The 20,040-nt window shown below is 61.4% G+C and carries 19 protein-coding genes; 1 reads left to right on the forward strand and 18 read right to left on the reverse strand.

Annotated elements, in window-relative coordinates; genetic code table 11:
* Positions 1-268: 268 nt before the first annotated feature.
* The 3 genes from pnp to K1W69_RS12050 all read right to left on the reverse strand — a co-directional run bounded on the left by pnp (position 269) and on the right by K1W69_RS12050 (position 3,963).
* The gene (pnp, locus tag K1W69_RS12040) at positions 269-2,410 is read right to left on the reverse strand and encodes a polyribonucleotide nucleotidyltransferase (protein ID WP_220228590.1); all 2,142 of its coding nucleotides are present in this window, start codon (positions 2,408-2,410) and stop codon (positions 269-271) included.
* A 219-nt stretch (positions 2,411-2,629) separates the two neighbouring features.
* The gene (gene rpsO, locus K1W69_RS12045; protein ID WP_220228591.1) at positions 2,630-2,899 is read right to left on the reverse strand and encodes a 30S ribosomal protein S15; all 270 of its coding nucleotides are present in this window, start codon (positions 2,897-2,899) and stop codon (positions 2,630-2,632) included.
* 155 nt (positions 2,900-3,054) lie between these two features.
* Positions 3,055-3,963 (reverse strand): DMT family transporter, encoded by a 909-nt coding sequence (locus K1W69_RS12050; RefSeq protein ID WP_220228592.1) that lies wholly within the window; start codon positions 3,961-3,963, stop codon positions 3,055-3,057.
* Positions 3,964-4,138: 175 nt separating this feature from the next.
* Between K1W69_RS12050 and K1W69_RS12055 the strand changes: the two genes are divergently transcribed.
* Complete coding sequence (locus K1W69_RS12055) at positions 4,139-4,534, forward strand: acyl-CoA thioesterase (RefSeq protein WP_220228593.1); 396 nt, start codon at positions 4,139-4,141, stop codon at positions 4,532-4,534.
* On the opposite strand, the gene K1W69_RS12060 is transcribed toward K1W69_RS12055, so the two are convergent.
* The 15 genes from K1W69_RS12060 to trmB form a co-directional block, all read right to left on the reverse strand.
* Positions 4,519-5,985 carry a mannitol dehydrogenase family protein gene (locus K1W69_RS12060; protein ID WP_220228594.1) on the reverse strand — a complete coding sequence of 489 codons (1,467 nt, stop codon included), beginning with the start codon at positions 5,983-5,985 and terminating at the stop codon, positions 4,519-4,521. The genes K1W69_RS12055 and K1W69_RS12060 overlap by 16 nt on opposite strands.
* 6 nt (positions 5,986-5,991) lie before the next feature.
* On the reverse strand, positions 5,992-6,246 hold the full coding sequence (locus K1W69_RS12065; protein ID WP_220228595.1) for a hypothetical protein: 255 nt from the start codon (positions 6,244-6,246) through the stop codon (positions 5,992-5,994).
* 9 nt (positions 6,247-6,255) lie between these two features.
* The gene (locus K1W69_RS12070) at positions 6,256-7,272 is read right to left on the reverse strand and encodes an ABC transporter ATP-binding protein (RefSeq protein ID WP_220228596.1); all 1,017 of its coding nucleotides are present in this window, start codon (positions 7,270-7,272) and stop codon (positions 6,256-6,258) included.
* An 11-nt stretch (positions 7,273-7,283) separates the two neighbouring features.
* Positions 7,284-8,114: a carbohydrate ABC transporter permease gene (locus K1W69_RS12075; protein WP_220228597.1), complete on the reverse strand. Its 831-nt coding sequence runs from the start codon at positions 8,112-8,114 to the stop codon at positions 7,284-7,286.
* Between the two features lie 3 nt (positions 8,115-8,117).
* Complete coding sequence (locus K1W69_RS12080; RefSeq protein ID WP_220228598.1) at positions 8,118-8,990, reverse strand: carbohydrate ABC transporter permease; 873 nt, start codon at positions 8,988-8,990, stop codon at positions 8,118-8,120.
* A gap of 72 nt (positions 8,991-9,062) precedes the next feature.
* Complete coding sequence (locus K1W69_RS12085; protein WP_220228599.1) at positions 9,063-10,376, reverse strand: ABC transporter substrate-binding protein; 1,314 nt, start codon at positions 10,374-10,376, stop codon at positions 9,063-9,065.
* A 151-nt stretch (positions 10,377-10,527) separates the two neighbouring features.
* Complete coding sequence (locus tag K1W69_RS12090) at positions 10,528-11,484, reverse strand: sugar-binding transcriptional regulator (protein WP_220228600.1); 957 nt, start codon at positions 11,482-11,484, stop codon at positions 10,528-10,530.
* Between the two features lie 9 nt (positions 11,485-11,493).
* Positions 11,494-12,174, reverse strand: coding sequence for an HAD family hydrolase (locus K1W69_RS12095; RefSeq protein WP_220228601.1), 681 nt, complete (start codon positions 12,172-12,174; stop codon positions 11,494-11,496).
* Positions 12,175-12,202: 28 nt separating this feature from the next.
* On the reverse strand, positions 12,203-13,138 hold the full coding sequence (gene truB / locus K1W69_RS12100) for a tRNA pseudouridine(55) synthase TruB (RefSeq protein WP_220228602.1): 936 nt from the start codon (positions 13,136-13,138) through the stop codon (positions 12,203-12,205).
* Entirely contained in the window at positions 13,138-13,542 is a 405-nt protein-coding gene (gene rbfA, locus K1W69_RS12105; protein ID WP_220228603.1) for a 30S ribosome-binding factor RbfA, read from the reverse strand. Before rbfA ends, truB begins: the two co-directional genes overlap by 1 nt.
* 98 nt (positions 13,543-13,640) lie before the next feature.
* The gene (gene infB, locus K1W69_RS12110) at positions 13,641-16,238 is read right to left on the reverse strand and encodes a translation initiation factor IF-2 (protein ID WP_220228604.1); all 2,598 of its coding nucleotides are present in this window, start codon (positions 16,236-16,238) and stop codon (positions 13,641-13,643) included.
* On the reverse strand, positions 16,235-16,870 hold the full coding sequence (locus K1W69_RS12115; RefSeq protein ID WP_220228605.1) for an RNA-binding protein: 636 nt from the start codon (positions 16,868-16,870) through the stop codon (positions 16,235-16,237). The genes infB and K1W69_RS12115 overlap by 4 nt, the downstream gene beginning before the upstream one ends.
* A gap of 29 nt (positions 16,871-16,899) precedes the next feature.
* A complete protein-coding gene (gene nusA, locus K1W69_RS12120; RefSeq protein WP_220228606.1) occupies positions 16,900-18,531 on the reverse strand; it encodes a transcription termination factor NusA in 1,632 nt (543 codons plus the stop codon).
* Between the two features lie 52 nt (positions 18,532-18,583).
* On the reverse strand, positions 18,584-19,195 hold the full coding sequence (rimP, locus tag K1W69_RS12125) for a ribosome maturation factor RimP (protein WP_370688236.1): 612 nt from the start codon (positions 19,193-19,195) through the stop codon (positions 18,584-18,586).
* A gap of 135 nt (positions 19,196-19,330) precedes the next feature.
* On the reverse strand, positions 19,331-20,023 hold the full coding sequence (trmB, locus tag K1W69_RS12130; protein WP_220228608.1) for a tRNA (guanine(46)-N(7))-methyltransferase TrmB: 693 nt from the start codon (positions 20,021-20,023) through the stop codon (positions 19,331-19,333).
* Positions 20,024-20,040: the final 17 nt, after the last annotated feature.

Raw genomic sequence — 20,040 nt, forward strand, 5'->3', positions numbered from 1 at the left:
TATGCCGAACCGTCGCATGGCCGAATGCCGGCTCAACAGCCACGACGCTCGGTCATGCGGCATAACCCGGTTTACGGCATAACGAGTCCAAACGCGCCCAGATAAGACCAGGTAGAAAAATGATCGCAATCTGGATGATCAAAACATCAATTTTTTATTGTATCGCACGAATATTCAACTCAAGTTTGCGTATCTCTGCTTTCTTTCAAACGCAATAAAAAAGCCCGTCGGTTTCCCGGCGGGCCAATGATTTCTGGATGTGTCAGGCTCAGTCCTGGGCGGCTTCCGCCGGCTGATCCTTCGGGATCTCCTTGCCGGAGTCCTGGTCGACGACCTTCATGGACAGGCGAACCTTGCCGCGGTCGTCGAAGCCCAGAAGCTTGACGTAGACCTTGTCGCCTTCCTTGACGACGTCGGATGTCTTGCCGACGCGCTCCTGTGCGAGCTGCGAGATGTGCACCAGACCGTCGCGCGGACCGAAGAAGTTCACGAAGGCGCCGAAATCGGCGACCTTGACGACGGTGCCCTGATAGATTTCGCCGACTTCCGGCTCGGCGACGATCGAGTGCACCCACTTCTTGGCGGCCTCGATCTCCTTGGCCGAAGCGGAAGCGAACTTGATGGTGCCGTCATCCTCGATGTTGATCTTGGCGCCGGTCTTTTCGACGATCTCGCGGATCACCTTGCCGCCGGAGCCGATAACGTCGCGGATCTTGTCGACCGGAATGGTCATGACTTCGATGCGCGGCGCAAACTCGCCGAGTTCTTCACGGCTTTCATTGATCGCCTTGCTCATCTCGCCGAGAATGTGCAGCCGCCCGCCCTTGGCCTGGTCGAGCGCGATGCCCATGATCTCTTCGGTGATGCCGGTGATCTTGATGTCCATCTGCAGGGAGGTGATGCCGTCCTTGGTTCCGGCGACCTTGAAGTCCATGTCGCCGAGATGGTCTTCGTCACCGAGAATGTCGGAAAGAACTGCGAAACGCTCTTCTTCCTTGATCAGGCCCATGGCGATGCCGGCGACCGGCTTCGCCAGCGGAACGCCGGCGTCCATAAGGGCGAGAGACGTGCCGCAAACGGTCGCCATGGAGGACGAACCGTTGGATTCGGTGATTTCCGATACGACGCGCAGCGTGTACGGGAACTGTTCGGACGTCGGCAACATCGGGTGGACGGCGCGCCAGGCAAGCTTGCCGTGACCGATTTCGCGGCGACCCGGAGACCCCATGCGACCCGTTTCCCCTACCGAGAAGGGCGGGAAATTGTAGTGCAGCATGAAGTTTTCCTTGTACATGCCGGTCAGGCTGTCGACATACTGCTCGTCTTCGCCGGTGCCCAGCGTGGCGACGACGATCGCCTGGGTTTCGCCGCGGGTAAACAGGGCGGAACCGTGGGTGCGCGGCAGGAGGCCGACTTCGGCGACGATCGGGCGAACCGTTTCCAGGTCGCGGCCGTCGATACGGCTCTTGGTGTCGAGAATATTCCAGCGGACGATCTTCGCCTGCAGCGACTTGAAGACGCTGCCGACCTGCTCGGCCGAATATTCGGGCTCTTCCACGCCTTCGGGAATGAAATGCGAAACAACCTTCTTCTTGACCGCGTCCACGGCGTCGTAGCGTTCAGCCTTGTCGATGATCTTGTAGGCGTCGCGCAGTTCGGTTTCGGCGACGCCAAGCATGGCTTCTTCGAGCGAAGAAAGATCTTCCGGTTCGAATTCGCGCGGTTCCTTGGCTGCGGCCTCGGCCAGCTTGATGATGGCGTCGATGACCGGCTGGAAGCCATTCTGGCCAAAGACGACAGCGCCCAGCATGACGTCTTCCGGAAGTTCCTGTGCTTCCGATTCGACCATCAGAACGGCGTCCTGGGTGCCGGCGACGATGAGATCGAGATCCGATTCATCCATTTCGTCGACATGCGGGTTGAGCACGTATTCGCCGTTGATGTAGCCGATGCGCGCGCCGCCGATCGGGCCCATGAACGGGATGCCGGAAAGCGTCAGCGCCGCTGACGCGGCGATCATCGAAAGAATGTCCGGATTGTTTTCCAGGTCGTGCTGCATCACCGTGATGATGACCTGGGTCTCGTTCTTGTAGCCGGCAGGGAACAGCGGACGGATGGGACGGTCGATCAGACGTGAGACGAGGGTCTCGTTTTCGCTTGGACGTCCTTCGCGTTTGAAGTAGCCGCCGGGAATCTTGCCGGCCGCGAACGTCTTTTCCTGATAGTTGACCGTGAGGGGAAAGAAGTCCTGTCCGGGCTTCGCGGATTTGGCGGAAACGACCGTGGCGAGCACGGTGCTTTCACCGTAGGTGGCGAGAACGGCGCCGTCAGCCTGACGGGCGATCTTGCCTGTTTCGAGAATGAGCGGACGACCGCCCCATTCGATTTCTACCTTGTGGGAATTGAACATGTCCTGTCCTTTTTGGCGGAGCGGCTCCGATCATCGGATTCCACGCCCCGTTTGTTGCAATCAGGCGCCCTCGGGCGCCGTTCTTCCGATTGCCACGGGCAAGACAACGGGTGGCTCGTAAACTTTGCAAGCAACCTGCAATCCTGCCCCGTGACAGTCCCTCCGGACGCCGCAGCGTCCGAATAAAAACGGCGGCGCGTTTCCGCGCCGCCGAACAAGCTAACGGCGAATACCGAGACTCGCGATAAGCTTCTTGTACCGTTCCTCGTCCTTCTTTTTCAGATAGTCGAGCAGAGAACGGCGATTGGAAACCATCTTCAGGAGGCCACGGCGGGAGTGGTTGTCCTTCTTGTGACCCTTGAAGTGTTCCGTAAGATTTGTGATGCGTTCGGTCAGCAGCGCGACCTGGACTTCCGGCGAACCCGTGTCGCCATCCTTCGTCGCATATTCTTTCAGAATCTCAGCCTTGCGCTCAGCAGTGATCGACATCGTACATCCTTTCGGTTTTTCAAGATGGAAGTCGCCCTGTGCCGGGATGTCGTCCAGCAGGGGCCGTTATTGACGGCTCAAAAGCCGTATGGCGCTGCATATAGGCCACGCCGGGGCAAAATACCAGCCCTATTTTCAACCGCCGGTATCCGCCTTCAGGTCTCCGGCGGCACCAGGCGCGCATTGGCGCGTTCGCGATAGACGACGTAAAGGCCGGAGGCCACGGTGATGCAGATGCCGACCGCCGCCATCCCGTTCGGCAAGTCCTTGAAGATCATCCAGCCGATGAGGGTCGCGAACGGTATTTCGAGATATTGCATGGGCGCGAGCGACGAGGCGGGCGCATAGCGCAGCGACCAGGTCATCAACAGATGCGCCACCGTGCCAAGAACGCCGATCGACAAAAGCAGCAGCGTTTCACGGGTATCGGGGAAGACCATGGTGAAGACCGAGTTTTCGCGCCCCGCCGTCAGCAGATAAGCCGCCCCCAGGCCTATCGACACGTAAATTCCATTCGCCGCCTGCAGCGTGATGGGGTCGCATTGCTTGGCGATCATCCGCGTCACCAGCATGAACAAGGCAAAGATGACCGCGACCACCAGTGGCAGCAAGGCGTAAACGCCGACATCGGCGAAACGCGGCTGGATGACCAGAAGCGTGCCGATGAAACCGACGACGCAGGCAGCCAGACGGCGCGGCCCGATTTCCTCGTCAAGCACCATGCGGCCAAGAAGCAGCATGATGAAGGGCATGACGAAAGCGATCGCGACCGCATCGGCAAGCGGCATGTAGCGCAGTGACGTGAACATGGCCGCGACGCCGATGACGTGAAGAAAGGCGCGGAGGATCGCGAGTTTGAGGACCCGGCCGCGCAGGCGCAGTTCCCTGCCCGTCCACAGGACGATCGGGATCAGCAGGAACGCCTGCATGAGAAACCGGAAGAACAGGAGCTGAGCGAGCGGCACCGTGTCTCCGAGCAGCTTGGCGATGGAGTCGCCGAGCGGCGCCAACACGCAAAAGCCGAGCATCAAAGCAATGCCGAGAAGCGGCCGGTCCGCATTCATTGCTTGCGCCTGACACTCTTATCGGCCGAATTATCCAGAATTTCTCTCCCGAGACCACGAATCATGTCGTAGATGATGGTCCGGCAATACAGCATGCGTGGCCGATGGGCGAGACGCTTCATCGCAGCTTCAATTTTATCTATTGTGACCGGACTTCGAACCGGGAGCCAAACCGATGCAAGACACCCCGTCCGACGCCAATCCGATTATCCGGACCATCGCCATGCCCGCGGACACCAATTCGTCCGGGGATATCTTTGGCGGCTGGCTTATGTCGCAGATGGATCTTGCGGCCGGCAGCGTCGCGGCCCGCATTTCGAAGGGACGCTGCGCAACCGTCGCCGTCGAGGGCATGAAATTCCTGCGTCCGGTTCATGTCGGCGACGAGGTCACTCTGTACGCCACCCTTGGCCGAGTGGGGCGCACGTCGATGACCATCCATGTCGAGGCCTGGCGACGCCAAAGACACGCCGAGGAAACCGAAATGGTGACCAGCGCCGAATTCACCTTCGTGGCGCTGGACGACAAGGGCCGGTCGCGGCCGGTCTACCCCGATCAGCCGGACAAATAGGTTTCCAGCGTTTTGCGCGTTCCGGATTTCCAAAGTGAATTCAGGGCTTTGGCGAAGGCCTCGGCAAAGGGCGTCCGATCCTTAAGGAGACCGAAAATGTCGCCCATGGCAAGCCAGGCGGACGGATTGCTCCGCGCTTCAAGCGCGGTCTTGTTGAGCCTTTCGGCATTCACATCGTCGATGACGATCGGCGCGCCGTCGTCAGTTTCGCCCGCGCAATAGCGGCACCACAGGGCGACCTCCAAGGCGAGACCGTCAACAGGTTGTCCGGCGTCGAGCCTGTCGGCGACCGTGGGCAGGATGAATTTCGGCTGCCGGTTGGACCCGTCGAGGCAAAGCCGCGCGATCGTGTCGCCAACCTTTGGATTGGAGAAACGCTCGGCCACCTTTCGGAAATAGCTGTCGAGATCGACGCCCGGAACCGGCGGCACTGTGGGGATGATCTCGCTGTGCTCCAGTTTTTCGAGAAAGCCGCGCACGAGCGGCTCTTCCATGGCGTCGTGGGCGAAGCGCAGGCCCATCAGGCCCGAAGGATAGGCGATCGCGGCGTGACCGCCGTTGAGGATCCTGAGCTTCATCAGTTCGAACGGGCCGACATCGGGGACGAATTCCACCCCGACTTTCTCGAGCGCCGGGCGGCCAAGCGGGAAATGATCTTCCAGAACCCATTGCCGGAACGGCTCGCAGACGACGGGCGAAGCGTCCTCGATATCGAAGGTGTCCTGCAGCAGCTTCCGTTCGCGATCGCCGGTGGCGGGCGTGATGCAATCGACCATGCCGCTGGGAAACGCGACGTTCCCGGTGATCCAGTCGCCCAGCTCCGGCGAAATCAGACTGGCAAGACCGGTGACGGCGTCTCTGCAGACCTTGCCATTGTCCGGAAGATTGTCGCAGCTCATGACTGTGAACGGGGCAAGCCCTGCTTCACGGCGGCGGACGAGCCCGGCGATCAGCATGCCGAACACCGTGGACGGCGCATCGCGATTGCGACTGTCGGCGACGATGTCCGGATGATCGGCCTGAAACCCGCCGCGCTTTGCGTCGAGATAGTAGCCGCCTTCCGTAATGGTGAGCGAGACGATGCGGGTTTCCGGCCGCGCCATCGCCGCGATGATCGCCCCGGCGTCGATTTCCGCGAAGTCGATCATTGCGCCGCAGATGCGCGCCGTATAGCCGGCCGGGTCAAGCTCCAGAACCGTCGTCAGCCAGTCTTGCTTTTCCAGGGTCGCTCGCATTTTCGCGTCGTACGGTTTGACGCCTGCGCCGGTGATCGCCCAGTCGTGATCGTCTCCCATGGAGAAGAGACGGTCGAGATACACCTGCTGGTGGGCGCGATGAAAATTGCCGACCCCGACATGAACAATCCCGGACGTCAGGGCGGAACGGTCATATGCGGGTGCGCTCACACCCTTGGGAGGGTGTTCCAGGAGGCGGCGGTCAAGTCTGGGCATATCAATTCATCCGGTTTGCGCCGTCGCCATCGCCGGCCGTGTCAACAAGACTGTGGTTCCTCCCGTGCGTTCGAACGCAGCTGCCGCCCGAACAGCAAGGGCGCCATCGCCTATTCCGACAGCCGCCCCAGCGGCTCTCGCCCGGTCGAAACCGGCGATGGCGGCCCTTGCGCCTTCGCGTGCATGGGCGCCGGCACAAGCTTTGCCGACGCCGACAGCCGCGCCGGTGATCATCGCAAGCCTATTTGCAAGGCGGCGCATGCGAACTCCTTACCTCTGTGACGCAACCGTCTTCCCGTTGGCGTCAAACCGGTGGATGCGGGACTGATCCGGGGTCACATAGACCTTGTCGCCGTGCTTGAGTCCAAGTTCCCCGACCGAACGGATCGTCAGCCGCTCCCCGATACCGGAATGCAGATGGAAGAAGGTGTCGGACCCGAGATGCTCCGACACATCCACCGTCGCCTCCCAGGCGCCGTCGGATGGCTCCGTCGCGATTGCGAAATGCTCGGGCCGCACGCCGATCGTGTCAGCGCCGAAGGTCGAGGCCGTCTCGCCGCCGATGAAGTTCATCTTGGGCGATCCGATAAAGCCGGCGACGAACATGTTCGCCGGGTTGTTGTAGAGCTCCAGCGGCGAGCCGACCTGCTCGATATGGCCGGCGTGTAGCACCACGATCTTGTCGGCCATGGTCATTGCCTCGACCTGGTCGTGGGTGACGTAGATCATGGTCGTCGCGAGATCCTGGTGGAGCTGCGAGATTTCCAGCCGCATGTTGACCCGCAGCGCGGCGTCGAGATTGGACAGCGGCTCGTCGAACAGGAAGGCTTCCGGCTCGCGCACGATCGCGCGGCCGATGGCGACGCGTTGCCGCTGGCCGCCGGACAGCTGCCCCGGCCGGCGCTCCAGATAATCCGTCAGATTGAGCACCTTTGCGGCCGCCGCCACCTTCTCGTCGGCGACCTTCTTGTCCACGCCCGTCATCTTCAGCGGAAAGGCGATGTTTTTCGCTACCGACATATGCGGATAGAGCGCATAGGACTGGAACACCATGGCGAGACCGCGTCTGGCCGGCGGAATGCGGGTGGCGTCGCGGCCATCGATCTCGATGACGCCGCTACTTACGTCCTCAAGCCCGGCGATCAGGCGGAGAAGCGTCGATTTTCCGCAGCCGGACGGGCCGACGAACACCACAAACTCGCCGTCGTTGATTTCCAGATCCAGCGGCGGAATGACCTCCGTCGAACCGAAAGACTTTGTTACTTTGGATAAAGTTATCGTTCCCATGATCGCGCCCCCTATTTAACAGCGCCGAAGGTCAGGCCGCGCACCAGCTGCTTCTGGCTGAACCAGCCAATGATGAGAATGGGTGCGATCGCCATAGTGGAAGCCGCGGAGAGCTTTGCGTAGAAAAGCCCTTCGGGACTGGAATAGCTTGCAATGAATGCGGTGAGCGGGGCCGCCTTGGCCGCCGTCAGGTTCAGTGTCCAGAACGCCTCGTTCCAGGCAAGAATGACGTTGAGCAGCAATGTCGACGCAATGCCCGGGACCGCCATTGGCGTCAGCACATGTACGATCTCCGACCACAGGGTCGCGCCGTCCATGCGCGCGGCTTCGAGGATCTCGCCCGGGATCTCCTTGAAATAGGTGTAGAGCATCCAGACGATGATCGGCAGGTTGATGAGCGTCAGCACGATCACCAGGCCGGTCCGCGTGTCGAGCAGGCCCAGATCCCGGAACATCAGGTAGATCGGGATCAGCACGCCGACCGGCGGAAGCATCTTGGTCGACAGCATCCACATCAGCACGTCCTTGGTGCGCCTGGCCGGCACGAAGGCCATCGACCAGGCGGCCGGAATGGCGATGAGCAGGCCAAGCAAGGTGGAGCCGAGCGAGATGACGACCGAGTTCATGAAGTGGCGGAAGTAATCCGAACGCTCCTGAACCTCGCCGTAGTTTTCCAGCGTCCAGTCGAAGAACAGGAAGGAGGGCGGCGATGCGATCGCCTCCGCCTCCGTCTTGAAGCTGGTCAGCACGGTCCAAAGGATCGGGAAGAAGATCGCCAGGGCGACCACCCAGGCGAGGATGGAAACGGCGACCTGGCGCCTTGTCGAAACAGCACGAGCCATCGGTCACACCTCCAGGTTCTTGCCGATCATCCGCATCAGGAAGATCGCAACGATGTTTGCAAGAATGACTGCGACGATGCCGCCCGCCGAACCGCCTCCGACGTCGTACTGCAGCAGCGACTGGACGTAGACCAGGTAGGTTATGTTGGTCGATGCGTATCCCGGTCCGCCATTGGTGGTGACAAGGATTTCGGCGAAGACGGACAGCAGGAAGATCGTCTGGATGAGAATGACGACGGTGATCGCGCGCGCCATATGCGGCAGCACGATATAGAAGAACCGGCTGAACGGTCCCGCGCCGTCGATCTCGGACGCCTCGATCTGCTCGCGATCCAGCGACTGCAGCGCCGTCAGCAGGATGAGCGTGGCGAAGGGAAGCCACTGCCAGGCGACCATGATGATGATCGAGAAGAGCGGCGCCTGCGCAAGAAAATCAAAGGGTTCGAGCCCGACCGCCTTCGCCATGTGGGCGAACAGGCCGTTAACCGGGTTCATGAACATGTTCTTCCACACCAGCGCGCTGACCGTCGGCATGACGAAGAAGGGCGCGATCACCAGAATGCGCACGACGCCCTGACCCCATACGGGCTGGTCGAGGAGCAGCGCAAGCAGGGTTCCGCCGATAACAGTGATGAGCAGCACGCCGACCACCAGCACGATCGTATTGACGAGAGCCTCGAAGAAGGCGGGGTCGGTCAGGAAGAACCGGTAATTGGTGAAGCCGGTGAATTCTTCCATGCCCGGCATCAGGAGATTGTAACGCAGAAACGAGAAATAAATTGTCATCGACAGCGGGATGATCATCCAACCGAGCAACAGGACTACGGCCGGAGATAACATGAAACGCGCCGCGGTTCTTGAATGAGCGGTGGCCATAACACGTCTCCAGATGAATTCCGGATTCTGAAAAAAGAGGGCCGATCCGAAGACCGGCCCCAAGGGAGGATGCTATTTGATGTATCCGGCCTTTTGCATTTCGCGCTCTGTGAGCCGCTGCGCGTTCTGCAGGGCCTGGTCGGCCGTGATGTTGCCGGCGAGCGCCGCCGAAAACTGCTGTCCGACCGCCGTTCCGAGGCCCTGGAATTCAGGGATTGCGACGAACTGGACGCCGACATAGGGAACCGGCTCCACGGTCGGATTCTGCGGATCGGCGGAATTGATGCTTTCAAGCGTCATCTTGGCGAAGGGGATCTTCGCATATTCCGGGTTCTCGTAGAGCGAGGTCCGGGTTCCGGGCGGCACGCTCGCCCATCCTTCCTTCTCGGCGACAAGCGCGAGGTAATCCTTGGACGTCGCCCAGTCGATGAACTTCTTGGCTGACGCCTCGGAGTCGGTTCCCGCCGGAATTCCGAGCGACCAGGCCCACAGCCAGTTGCCGCGCTTGCCGAGGCCATTGTCCGGCGCGAGCGCAAAGCCGACCTTATCGGCGACCGTGCTGTTTTCCGGGTCGGTCACGAAGGACGCGGCGACGGTGGCGTCGATCCACATGCCGCACTTGCCGGACTGGAAGAGCGCCAGGTTCTCGTTGAAGCCGTTGGACGACGCTCCGGGAGGACCGGCTTCCTCCATCAGGTCGAGATAGAACGTCAGCGTGTTCTTCCAGGCGTCCGTGTCGAACTGGGGCTTCCAGTCCATGTCAAACCAGCGCGCGCCGAAGGAATTGGAAGCAGCCGTCAGGAACGCCATGTTCTCGCCCCAGCCGGCCTTGCCGCGCAGGCAGACGCCGTAGATTTCATTGTCTTTGTCGGTCATGGCCTTTGCGGCCTTGGCGATGAAGTCCCAGGTCGGGGCCTCGGGCATTTCGAGGCCCGCTTTCTCCATCAGGTCCTTGCGGTACATGACCATGGAGCTCTCTCCGTAGAACGGAGCGGCGTAGAGACTGCCGTCGACCGTCAGGCCGCCGCGGATCGCCGGAAGAAGGTCGTCGACATCATAGGATGCCGGCAGATCATCAAGCGCGACCAGCCAGCCCTGCTTGCCCCAGATCGGAACTTCGTAGGTGCCGATCGTCATGATGTCGTACTGACCGCCCTTCGTGGCGATGTCGGTGGTGACGCGCTGGCGCAGAACGTTTTCTTCGAGAACCACCCATTCCAGGTCGATATCGGGGTTCTTCGACGTGAAATCATCCGCAAGCTTCTGCATGCGAATCATGTCGCCATTGTTGACGGTGGCGATGGTGAGCGTTTCGGCGAGCGCCGGAGCGGATACGGAAAGCGCAAGCGCGGACGCGCCCGCGAGAGCGGTAATAAGCTTTTTCATGACTTCCTCCCAAAAAGGCATTGAGCAATTGCTATTGCTTCGGGCAATTATTCGCTTTCGACGCACATTTGTCAACCGCCACATCAATCACATTCTTTGACTGACAGTGGAATTTCTGATTTTTCAGTTTTATTTCATATTGTTAGGGAAATCAGTTTCGCAAAAGAGCTTCGGCCGTCGCTTCATTGGTGATGAACCCATTGATGAGCCGGCCGGCAAGCGCGGCGCGGATCGCCGGGACTTTCTGGTCTCCGGCGGCGATGCCGATCACCGAATTTGCGGGATTGGAGCGGATCGGGGCGCTCGCCACCACCGAATTTGTGTGGTTCTCGATGAGGCGACCCTGCGCATCGTAGATCCAGCTCACGATCTCGCCCACCGCGCCGGCCCGAATGACGGCGTCCATCTGATCCCGGTCGATAAAGCCGTCGACGAAGAGCGGCGAGTTGTCGCCGATATTGCCAATGCCGACGAAGGTGACGTCTGCGCTGGCGCAGAGATCCAGAATATTGCGCACCGGCTTCTGCCCATGCAGCAATTCGCGCTCTTCCGGCGAGGTGGCGAAGACCGGCAGCGGCATTGGATAGTGACGGGCCCGGACCTTGTCAGCGAGCTGGATGATGGCGTTGTAGGCCGACGCCGATCCGTCGGCGGACATGTTGCCGAGCAGCGACACGATGCGGTGTTGCGGACAATCCATCGGCGATAGCTCTTCAACGCAGGCGCGCAGCGCCCGCCCCGTGCCGAAGGCGATGATCTTGGGATCGGATGATTTGAGCTCGCGCTCCATGAGCCCGGCGCCGGCCTCTGCCAGACCGACGATGGAGCCGGGCGAATCAGGGTCGCTGGGCACAACGTCGCAATAGTCGAGCCGATAGACGTCCGTCAGCCTGCGCGCCAGTTCCATGCAATGGGCGATGGGATGGTCAAGGCGGACCTTGATCAGCTTTTCAGTGATGGCGAGAGAGACCAGACGCTGCGCGGATTGCCGGGACACGCCGAGCTTGCGGGCGATCTCGTCCTGGGTGTTGCCGGCGACATAATAGAGCCATCCGGCGCGGGCCGCGTCGTCCAGCCGGCTTGTCTCATGGTCGGTCCTGCCCGGCATTGCGTTTTCCTAACCGGCTCTTTTCAGCAAGGGGGCCATATCATAGAAATCGCCCCATTTGTCAAAAGCCGGCACGTCGGCGAGTTCGTCCGGCAGGCTCGACGCCCGGTTCAGCATGTGACCGGCGCCGGTGAAATGCAGAACCTGCATGCCGGCGGCGCGCGCCGCTTTCAAACCGGGCAGGCTGTCCTCGATGACGAGCGTATTGGCGGGGTTTGCGCCCATCCGCTCCGCTGCGTGAAAGAACAGATCCGGAGCCGGCTTGCCGTTCGCAACCTCTGAAGCGGTAAATAACCGATCTCTGAAAAAGCCCGAAAGACCGGCGAGTTCGAGCGACCGTTTCGCCCGCGGCGGACTGCTTGACGTCGCAACGCAGGAGGCGACGCCGAGGTCGGCCAGAACGGCCTCAATGCCCGCTACCGTCCGCAATTCCGTTTCGAAAGCGGCCAGCAGGTTCGACCGGTAAAGCGCCTCGAAATCTTCCGGCAGCCGGTAATTGAGGCTGGTGCGGATTTCCTCAGCCACCTTTGGAAAGCTTCGGCCAAGAAAATTGCGCTGCACGTAGTCCAGATCGACGTGGACGCCGCGTTCGGCAAGAAGGTCGATCAGGATACGGGCGCTGATGATCTCGCTGTCGATCAGCACGCCGTCACAATCGAATATGACCAGTGAAACGCGATCTGACGACATGGCCTCGAACGATCCGGTTGCGGTTGGCTCAGGTGGCGAAGACCCTTCTCGGGCGGAATTCACCTTCTGCTATTTCACCGATTGCGACAAGTCGGCCGTGGCTGGTCGCATAGGCGGCGTCGGCGGGCAGCGGCGCATCGCGCCCCCGCAACAGGATAGGATTGCCGCTGAGCAATCGCTGGGCCTGGCCGTCGCTCACGGCGACCTGCGGCAGCATGCTGAGCGCCTCGCCGGTGTGGACGAGGTAGTCGTCAAGAGCGGCCAGGCGCTCCGCGTCATCTTCGACCTCCTCCAGCGCAATCAGCTCTTCGAGCGGCACCAGATCCTCCTCGTCGAATGGCGCGACATAGGTGCGCCGCAAATCGGCGACATGTCCGAAGCAGCCGAGATCCCGCCCGAAATCGCGGGCAAGCGATCGCACATAGGTGCCTTTTCCGCACTCGACCTCGAACACCGCCGTATCGGGCGTGGGAACGGAGACAAGATCGAGGCGGAATATCTCGACCTCGCGCGTGGGCATTTCCACGACCTCGCCCTCGCGCGCCAGATCGTAGGCGCGGTTTCCGTCAATCTTGATCGCGGAATATTGCGGCGGCGTCTGTTCAATGACGCCCTTGTAACGCGGGAGCAGCGCTTCGATCTGGCTGCGCTCCGGTCTGTCCTCGCTTGACCGGACGACGTTCCCCTCGCGATCATCCGTCTCGCGCTCTTCGCCCCAGGCAACGGTGAAACGATAGATCTTGCTGCCGTCCATGACGTAGGGAACGGTCTTCGTGGCGTCGCCCAGGGCGATCGGCAACATGCCGGAAGCCAGCGGATCAAGCGTGCCCGCATGGCCGGCCTTCTGCGCCTTGAAGAGCCACTTGATCTTGGAGACCGCCTCGGTCGAACCGAAATCGACCGGCTTGTCCAGGATCAGCCAGCCCGATATCGCCCGGCCCTTTTTCTTACCGCGGCGCCCCATCAGTCGTCGTCCTCTTTTCGGTCGAGATCGCGCGCGACTTCGGGCGAGCGCAGCAATTCATCGATCTTGCGGTAGTTCTCGAAGCTGGTGTCGTCGCGAAAGCGGAGTTCCGGCATGTATTTCATCTGACGGAGCGCCGGCGTTATCTGTTTGCGAATGTACCTGGCGTTTCGGTTCAGCGCCTCGACGATGGCTGCGTGGTCAGACTGGCCAAGCGGCGTCACATAGGCGGTCGCGATCTTCAGATCCGGGGACATGCTCACCTCGGAAATGGAGATGACTTCGCTTTCGATCAGCGGATCGCGAATTTCTCCGCGCTGCAGCACGGAGGTGACGGCGGCTCTGACCTGTTCGCCAACGCGCAACTGGCGCTGGGACGGGCCAGCGGAAGTAAATCTGGACATGCAACGTACCTTTTCGACATTGGCTCCGGGTTCGGACCGGACGCGAATGGTTCAAATTCGGGCGACCCCGGACGTCCGGGGCCGCAATTTTTCGCAGATCAGAGCGTGCGTGTAATGTGCTCGACCCGGAAACACTCGATGACATCGCCCTGGCGAATATCCTCGTAGTTTTCGAAGGCCATGCCGCATTCCTGTCCGGCGGCCACTTCGGCGACTTCGTCCTTGAAGCGCTTGAGCGTCTTCAGGTTGCCTTCGTGGATCACGACGTTGTCGCGAATGAGGCGCACGCCCACGCCGCGCTCGACCTTGCCTTCCGTCACGCGGCAGCCGGCAACCTTGCCGACCTTGGTGATGTTGAAGACTTCGAGAATCTCGGCGTTGCCGAGGAAGGTTTCGCGCCGTTCCGGCGACAACATGCCCGACATGGCGGCCTTCACGTCGTCGACCAGATCGTAGATGATGTTGTAGTAGCGGATTTCGATACCGGCCGCGCTTGCAGCGTCGCGCGCCTGGGCATTCGCGCGGACATTGAAGCCGATCACCGCCGCATTGGACGCTTCCGCCAGCGAGATATCGGACTCCGTGATGCCTCCGGCGCCCGAATGCACGATACGGGCCTGGACTTCGTCTGTTCCAAGCTTCTCGAGCGCTCCGGCGATCGCCTCGATCGATCCCTGCACATCGCCCTTGATGACCAGCGGGAATTCCTTTACGCCGGACGCCTGCAACTGCGACATCATCTGTTCCAGCGAACCGCGGGAACCGGCCTGGTGGGCGACCGCCTTTTCGCGGGCCTTGCGCTGACGATATTCGGAGATTTCGCGAGCGCGCGCCTCGTTCTCGACGACCGCGAAACGGTCGCCGGCCTGCGGCGTGCCCTGAAGTCCGAGGATCTCGACCGGCATGGCCGGTCCGGCTTCCTTGACCTGGTTTCCGTGGTCGTCGACGAGCGCGCGCACACGGCCCCACTCGTCGCCGGCGACAACGATTTCACCGGTATGAAGCGTACCCGCTTCCACCAGGACGGTGGCGACCGAACCACGACCGCGATCAAGCTGCGCCTCGATGACCGTGCCTTCCGCCGTACGATCCGGATTGGCTTTCAGATCGAGCAGTTCCGCCTGCAGGAGGATGGCCTCCAGCAATTTGTCCAGATTGGTCTGCTTGGTTGCGGAGACCTCGACGTCGAGCACCTCGCCGCCCATGGACTCGACGAAAACCTCGTGCTGAAGCAGCTCGGTGCGAACCTTGTTGGCGTCCGCTTCCGGCTTGTCGATCTTGTTGATCGCCACGATCAGCGGCACGCCTGCCGCCTTGGCGTGGTTGATGGACTCAATCGTCTGCGGCATCACGCTGTCGTCGGCCGCCACCACCAGAATGGCGATATCGGTCGCTTCTGCGCCGCGGGCGCGCATCGCAGTAAATGCTGCGTGGCCCGGCGTATCGATGAAGGTGATCTTCTGACCGTCCTGCTCGACCTGGTAGGCGCCGATATGCTGGGTTATGCCGCCGGCTTCACCGGAAACAACATTGGCATGCCGGATGGCGTCGAGCAACGAGGTCTTGCCGTGGTCGACGTGACCCATGATGGTGACGATCGGCGGACGCTGTTTCAGGGCGCCTGCATCGTCCTCGATGTTGAAGATGCCTTCCTCGATGTCGGATTCGGCGACGCGCTTGACGGTGTGCCCAAACTCGCCGGCGATCAGTTCGGCCAGATCGGCGTCAATGACGTCGCCGGGCTTCATCATCTGGCCTTCCTTCATCAGGTATTTGATGACGTCGACCGAACGCTCCGCCATGCGCTGTGACAGTTCCTGGATGGTGATCGTCTCAGGCAGGGTGACTTCGCGGGAAATCTTCTCGCGCGCTTCCTGTGTGTGAGCCCGCTTGAGTTTCTCCTGACGACGACGCATCGCCGAAAGCGAGCGCCCTCTCTGGTTGCCGTCGTCGCTCAGAGCCGCGTTGAGCGTCAGTTTGCCGCGGCGGCGTGAATCGTCGCTGCGCGGACGCGAAGGTCTGGGTGTTTCGGGGCGCGCAGGCTTGCCGCGCTGGGCCGGTCTGTGTCCGCGATCTTCCTCTTCGTCACTGCCGCGTTGCTGGCGGGCGGTCTTGTCGGGCGCACGCGCCGGCGTCGCCTCGGCAGCTTCCACAACTGCCGGAGTAACCGGTTGAGGCTCCGGTTCAGCCGCCGCCTCCGCAACCTCTTCCGGTTGCGGCTGCTTTGCTGCTTCCTCGGCCTGGCGGCGGGCTTCTTCTTCGGCGCGCTGCTTTTCAAGCGCTTCCTGCTCCCGTTGAAGCTTGGCCTGTTCCTCGGCGACCCGGCGCTCCTCGGCGTCGCGCACTTTCGCGTTTTCAAGGGCGCGCTTGCGCGCATCCATTTCGCTGGCCGAAAGTTCGTTCAGCACGACCGATGGCTTGCGCGCGTCCGCGTCTTCCGTCACACGCTTCGGCGCAGCCGCCGGCTTGGGCTTCGGGGCAGGGGCGGGCTTGGGCGCCAATCCGGCCGGAGCCGGCGCCGGCTTCTCGTCTTCGGGACGCGAAATACGCCGCTTGCGTGTTTCGACCACGACAGCCTTGGTGCGGCCACGACCCATATCCTGGCGCACAGTTCCGTGCTCGACACCCGATCGCTTCAGGGTCAGGGTCTTCTTACCGGCGACACTGAGAGTCTTGTCGTCCTTCGTTTCGCTCATTCCGTATCCGTTTCCTTTGCGGGATCACCCGCCATCCGACCGCCTTTCGCAGGATTGCGATAGCGGTCCAACATCTTTGCGCGCTTCACTACACCTTCACCGGCCTGCCCTGCAAGCACCGCAAGGTGAATTAGGTTGCGGTCGCCCGAAATCGCGGTCATTTCTTCCGCCGGCAGCAGCCGGAAGGATAAAATTTCATCGCTTCCCGCAGCAACCGCCGCAAACCGCGCCTGATCAAGCTTGCGCACCCCGTCCGCCGCCGCGTCCACGGCGTGGAAAACGGCGACCGCCTTGCCTGAACGGATCGCCGCGTCGACCTTCGCGCCGCCCATCACAATCTGACCGGCCTTGCGGGCCATGTTGATCATGCCGACAAGCGCCGCGACCATCTGCGCCTCGATGGAATCGGCAAGATCGGCCGGCGCCTTCACATCAGCCTTGAGCGCGCGGGCGAAAGCCTTCTTTGCGATCGCCTTTTCAATACACTCGCGGCTGGCCGTAACCCAGCAACCGCGACCCGGCAGCCGACCCTTGAGATCGGGAACCACCGTTCCGTCAGGCGCAGCCACGAAACGGATCATCTGATCCGCGGTCAGACATTGCCGTGTGACGATGCAGGTCCGGTCGTTCATGCCACAACCTCCGGCCGAGCCGGCAGGGTTCAGGCGGACGCTCCCGCTTCCTGCTCCTCAGCGACGGCCTCGCCTTCGCCTTCCACTTCTTCCGCTTCAGGCTCGGCGAGATCTTCTTCCGTGATCCAGCCAAGAGCCAGCCGGGCCGCGACGATCATCTGCTCCGCGTCGGCGCGCGACACATCCATGCTGGAGAAAGTTCCGTCGAACTTCTTGGTCTCGCCATCCTTGCGCTCGACCCAGCCGACCAGATCGTCCGCGGCGCAACCAGCGAAGTCGTCCATCGTCTTCATGCCTTCCTCGCCGAGCGCCACGAGCATCCCCGTGGTCATGCCGGGAATGGTTCTCAGATCGTCTTCGACGCCCAGTTCGATGCGCTTTTCCTCAAGCTCGGCTTCGAGGGCGTCCAGATATTCCCGGGCGCGGCTCTGGATTTCTTCCGCCGTTTCCTCATCGAAACCTTCGATGGAGGCGATTTCGTCCTGATCGACATAGGCGACTTCCTCAACCTGGGAGAAGCCTTCCGACGCCAGAACCTGGCCGACCATCTCGTCAACATTGAGAGCGTTCATGAAGAGTTCGGTGCGGTCATTGAATTCCTTCTGACGACGTTCCGATTCTTCCTGCTCGGTCAGAATGTCGATATCCCAGCCGGTCAACTGCGAAGCGAGGCGCACATTCTGACCACGACGTCCGATCGCGAGCGAGAGCTGATCGTCAGGCACGACGACCTCGATGCGCTCTGCATCCTCGTCGAGAACGACCTTTGCGACTTCCGCCGGCTGCAGCGCGTTAACGATGAACGACGCCGGATCGTAGGACCACGGAATGATGTCGATCTTCTCGCCCTGCAATTCACCGACGACCGCCTGAACGCGGCTGCCGCGCATGCCGACGCAGGCGCCGACCGGATCGATCGAACTGTCGTTGGAGATCACCGCGATCTTTGCGCGGGAGCCCGGATCGCGGGCGACCGACTTGATCTCGATGATGCCGTCATAAATTTCCGGCACTTCCATGGTGAACAGCTTGACCATGAATTGCGGATGCGTCCGCGACAGGAAAATCTGCGGTCCACGCTGTTCGCGGCGCACGTCGTAGACAAAGGCGCGAACGCGGTCGCCATATCGGAAGCTTTCACGCGGGATCAGTTCGTCCCTGCGGATGATGGCTTCGCCGCGGCCGAGATCGACGATGACATTGCCGTATTCGACGCGTTTGACCGTGCCGTTGATAATCTCGCCAACGCGATCCTTGAATTCCTCGTACTGCCGGTCGCGTTCGGCTTCACGCACCTTCTGGACGATGACCTGCTTGGCCGACTGGGCGGCGATGCGACCGAAATCCATCGGTGGAAGCGGCTCGGCGATAAAATCTCCGAACTGGGCGTCCGGATTGCGGTCGCGGGCCAGTTCGATGGCGATCTGCGTGGAATAATCGTCAACCTGCTCAACGACCTCAAGCAGGCGCTGCAGTTTGATCTCTCCGGTTTTCGGATTGATGTCAGCGCGGATGTTCGATTCCGAGCCGTAGCGCGAACGCGCCGCCTTCTGTATGGCGTCGGCCATTGCGGTGATGACGATCTCACGATCGATGGCCTTTTCGCGCGCCACCGCATCGGCGATTTGAAGAAGCTCCAGCCTGTTAGCACTGACTGCCATTTTTGATCTCCGTTACTGTCTCCGATGCGGCTTGGCCGCAATCAGACCGAATTCAATGGGTATTCCCGGTTTCTTCCCGTTTCGCTCGCGCAGCCTTCGCCGCCTTGTCCGCAGCCAGCGCGTCCCGGATCAGATCATCGGTCAGGATCAGCCTGGCCTCGGTCAACGCCTCGAACGGGATACGCACGGTCAGGGCTTCGCCGTAACCCGGCTGATTACGTTCCAGCATGAACGCGTCGTCTTCGGCGGCGGCGATACGCCCCTTGAAACGCCTGCGATCCTCAACGGGAACCGACGTCTCGCATTTCATCAGATGGCCCTGCCAGCGGGTGAAATCGGACCGCCTGACCATCGGCCGGTCGATGCCCGGGGACGACACTTCAAGATGATAGGCGCGATCGATCGGATCCTCAACATCCAGCACCGGCGACAGGGCGCGCGACACAGCCTCGCAATCCTCGACGGTCATGGCTCCGTCGTTGCGCTCGGCCATGATCTGTAGCGTCAGGCCATTCTGGCCGGATAATCGCACCCGCACGAGACGGAAGTCGATCGACTGCAGCACCGGCTCGACAATTGCGGCAATACGCGCTTCAACGCCGGTCTCGGTCACCAGACGCGGTTCTTCCGACTCGTTATCCAGCGGCTTGGTCTGTTCGTTCAAACGGCTCTCTCCGACAGATCCCGACAAACAAAAAGAGCGGGTCCGGTGGGGCCCACTCTTGCTCATCATGATCAAGATTTGTCTCTCATATAACGGCGGGAGCGCGCAATTGCAAGGGCGTTTCGCCCTCGACCCTCACACCCGGCGAAAGGTGAGATAGGCCGGCGTCCGGTCTTCCCTGACGGCCTTTGCCTCGTAGCGCGTGCCGGGCCAGCCCGGATAGGGCCGACGCCAATCCTGCGCGGTTTCGGCCCGCCACGCGAAGGCCGGGTGGCTGCGGCAATGCAAAAGCGTCCAGTTGACATAGGTGTCGATGTCGGAGGCGAAACAGAACACGCCGCCGGGTTTGAGAACGCGCGCCAGGCGGTCGAGGCTTTCCTCGTTCACGAACCGTCGCTTCCAGTGTCGTTTCTTGGGCCATGGATCGGGATAGAGAAGGTCGACGTGATCGACCGAATTTTCAGGCAGCCAGTCCAGAAGCAAGGCGGCTTCTTCATCGAACAGACGGACGTTGCGAAGCGGCTCTTCGGCCAGCGCCGCTGCGCATTTCGCCATGCCGTTGACAAAGGGCTCCACGCCGATGAAGCCGGTTTCCGGCTGCTCCGCCGCCCGGTGGAGAAAGTGCTCGCCGCCTCCGAAGCCGATTTCCAGGCGCATGCGATCGACATCGGCCTCGAAAAGGCCGGCGGCGTCCGCGGGGGATGGACCGGAAATATCAATCCGGTAGAGCGGCAGTACGTCGTCTACCGCCTGCCGCTGCTTCGGACGCAGGGTTTTGCCCTTGCGACGCCCGAAGAAGGATCTCTGGTTGTCACGCCCGGTGGCCATCAGAACAGAGCAGAGCG

Source organism: Flavimaribacter sediminis (assembly GCF_019492055.1).
GTDB lineage: Bacteria > Pseudomonadota > Alphaproteobacteria > Rhizobiales > Rhizobiaceae > Flavimaribacter > Flavimaribacter sediminis.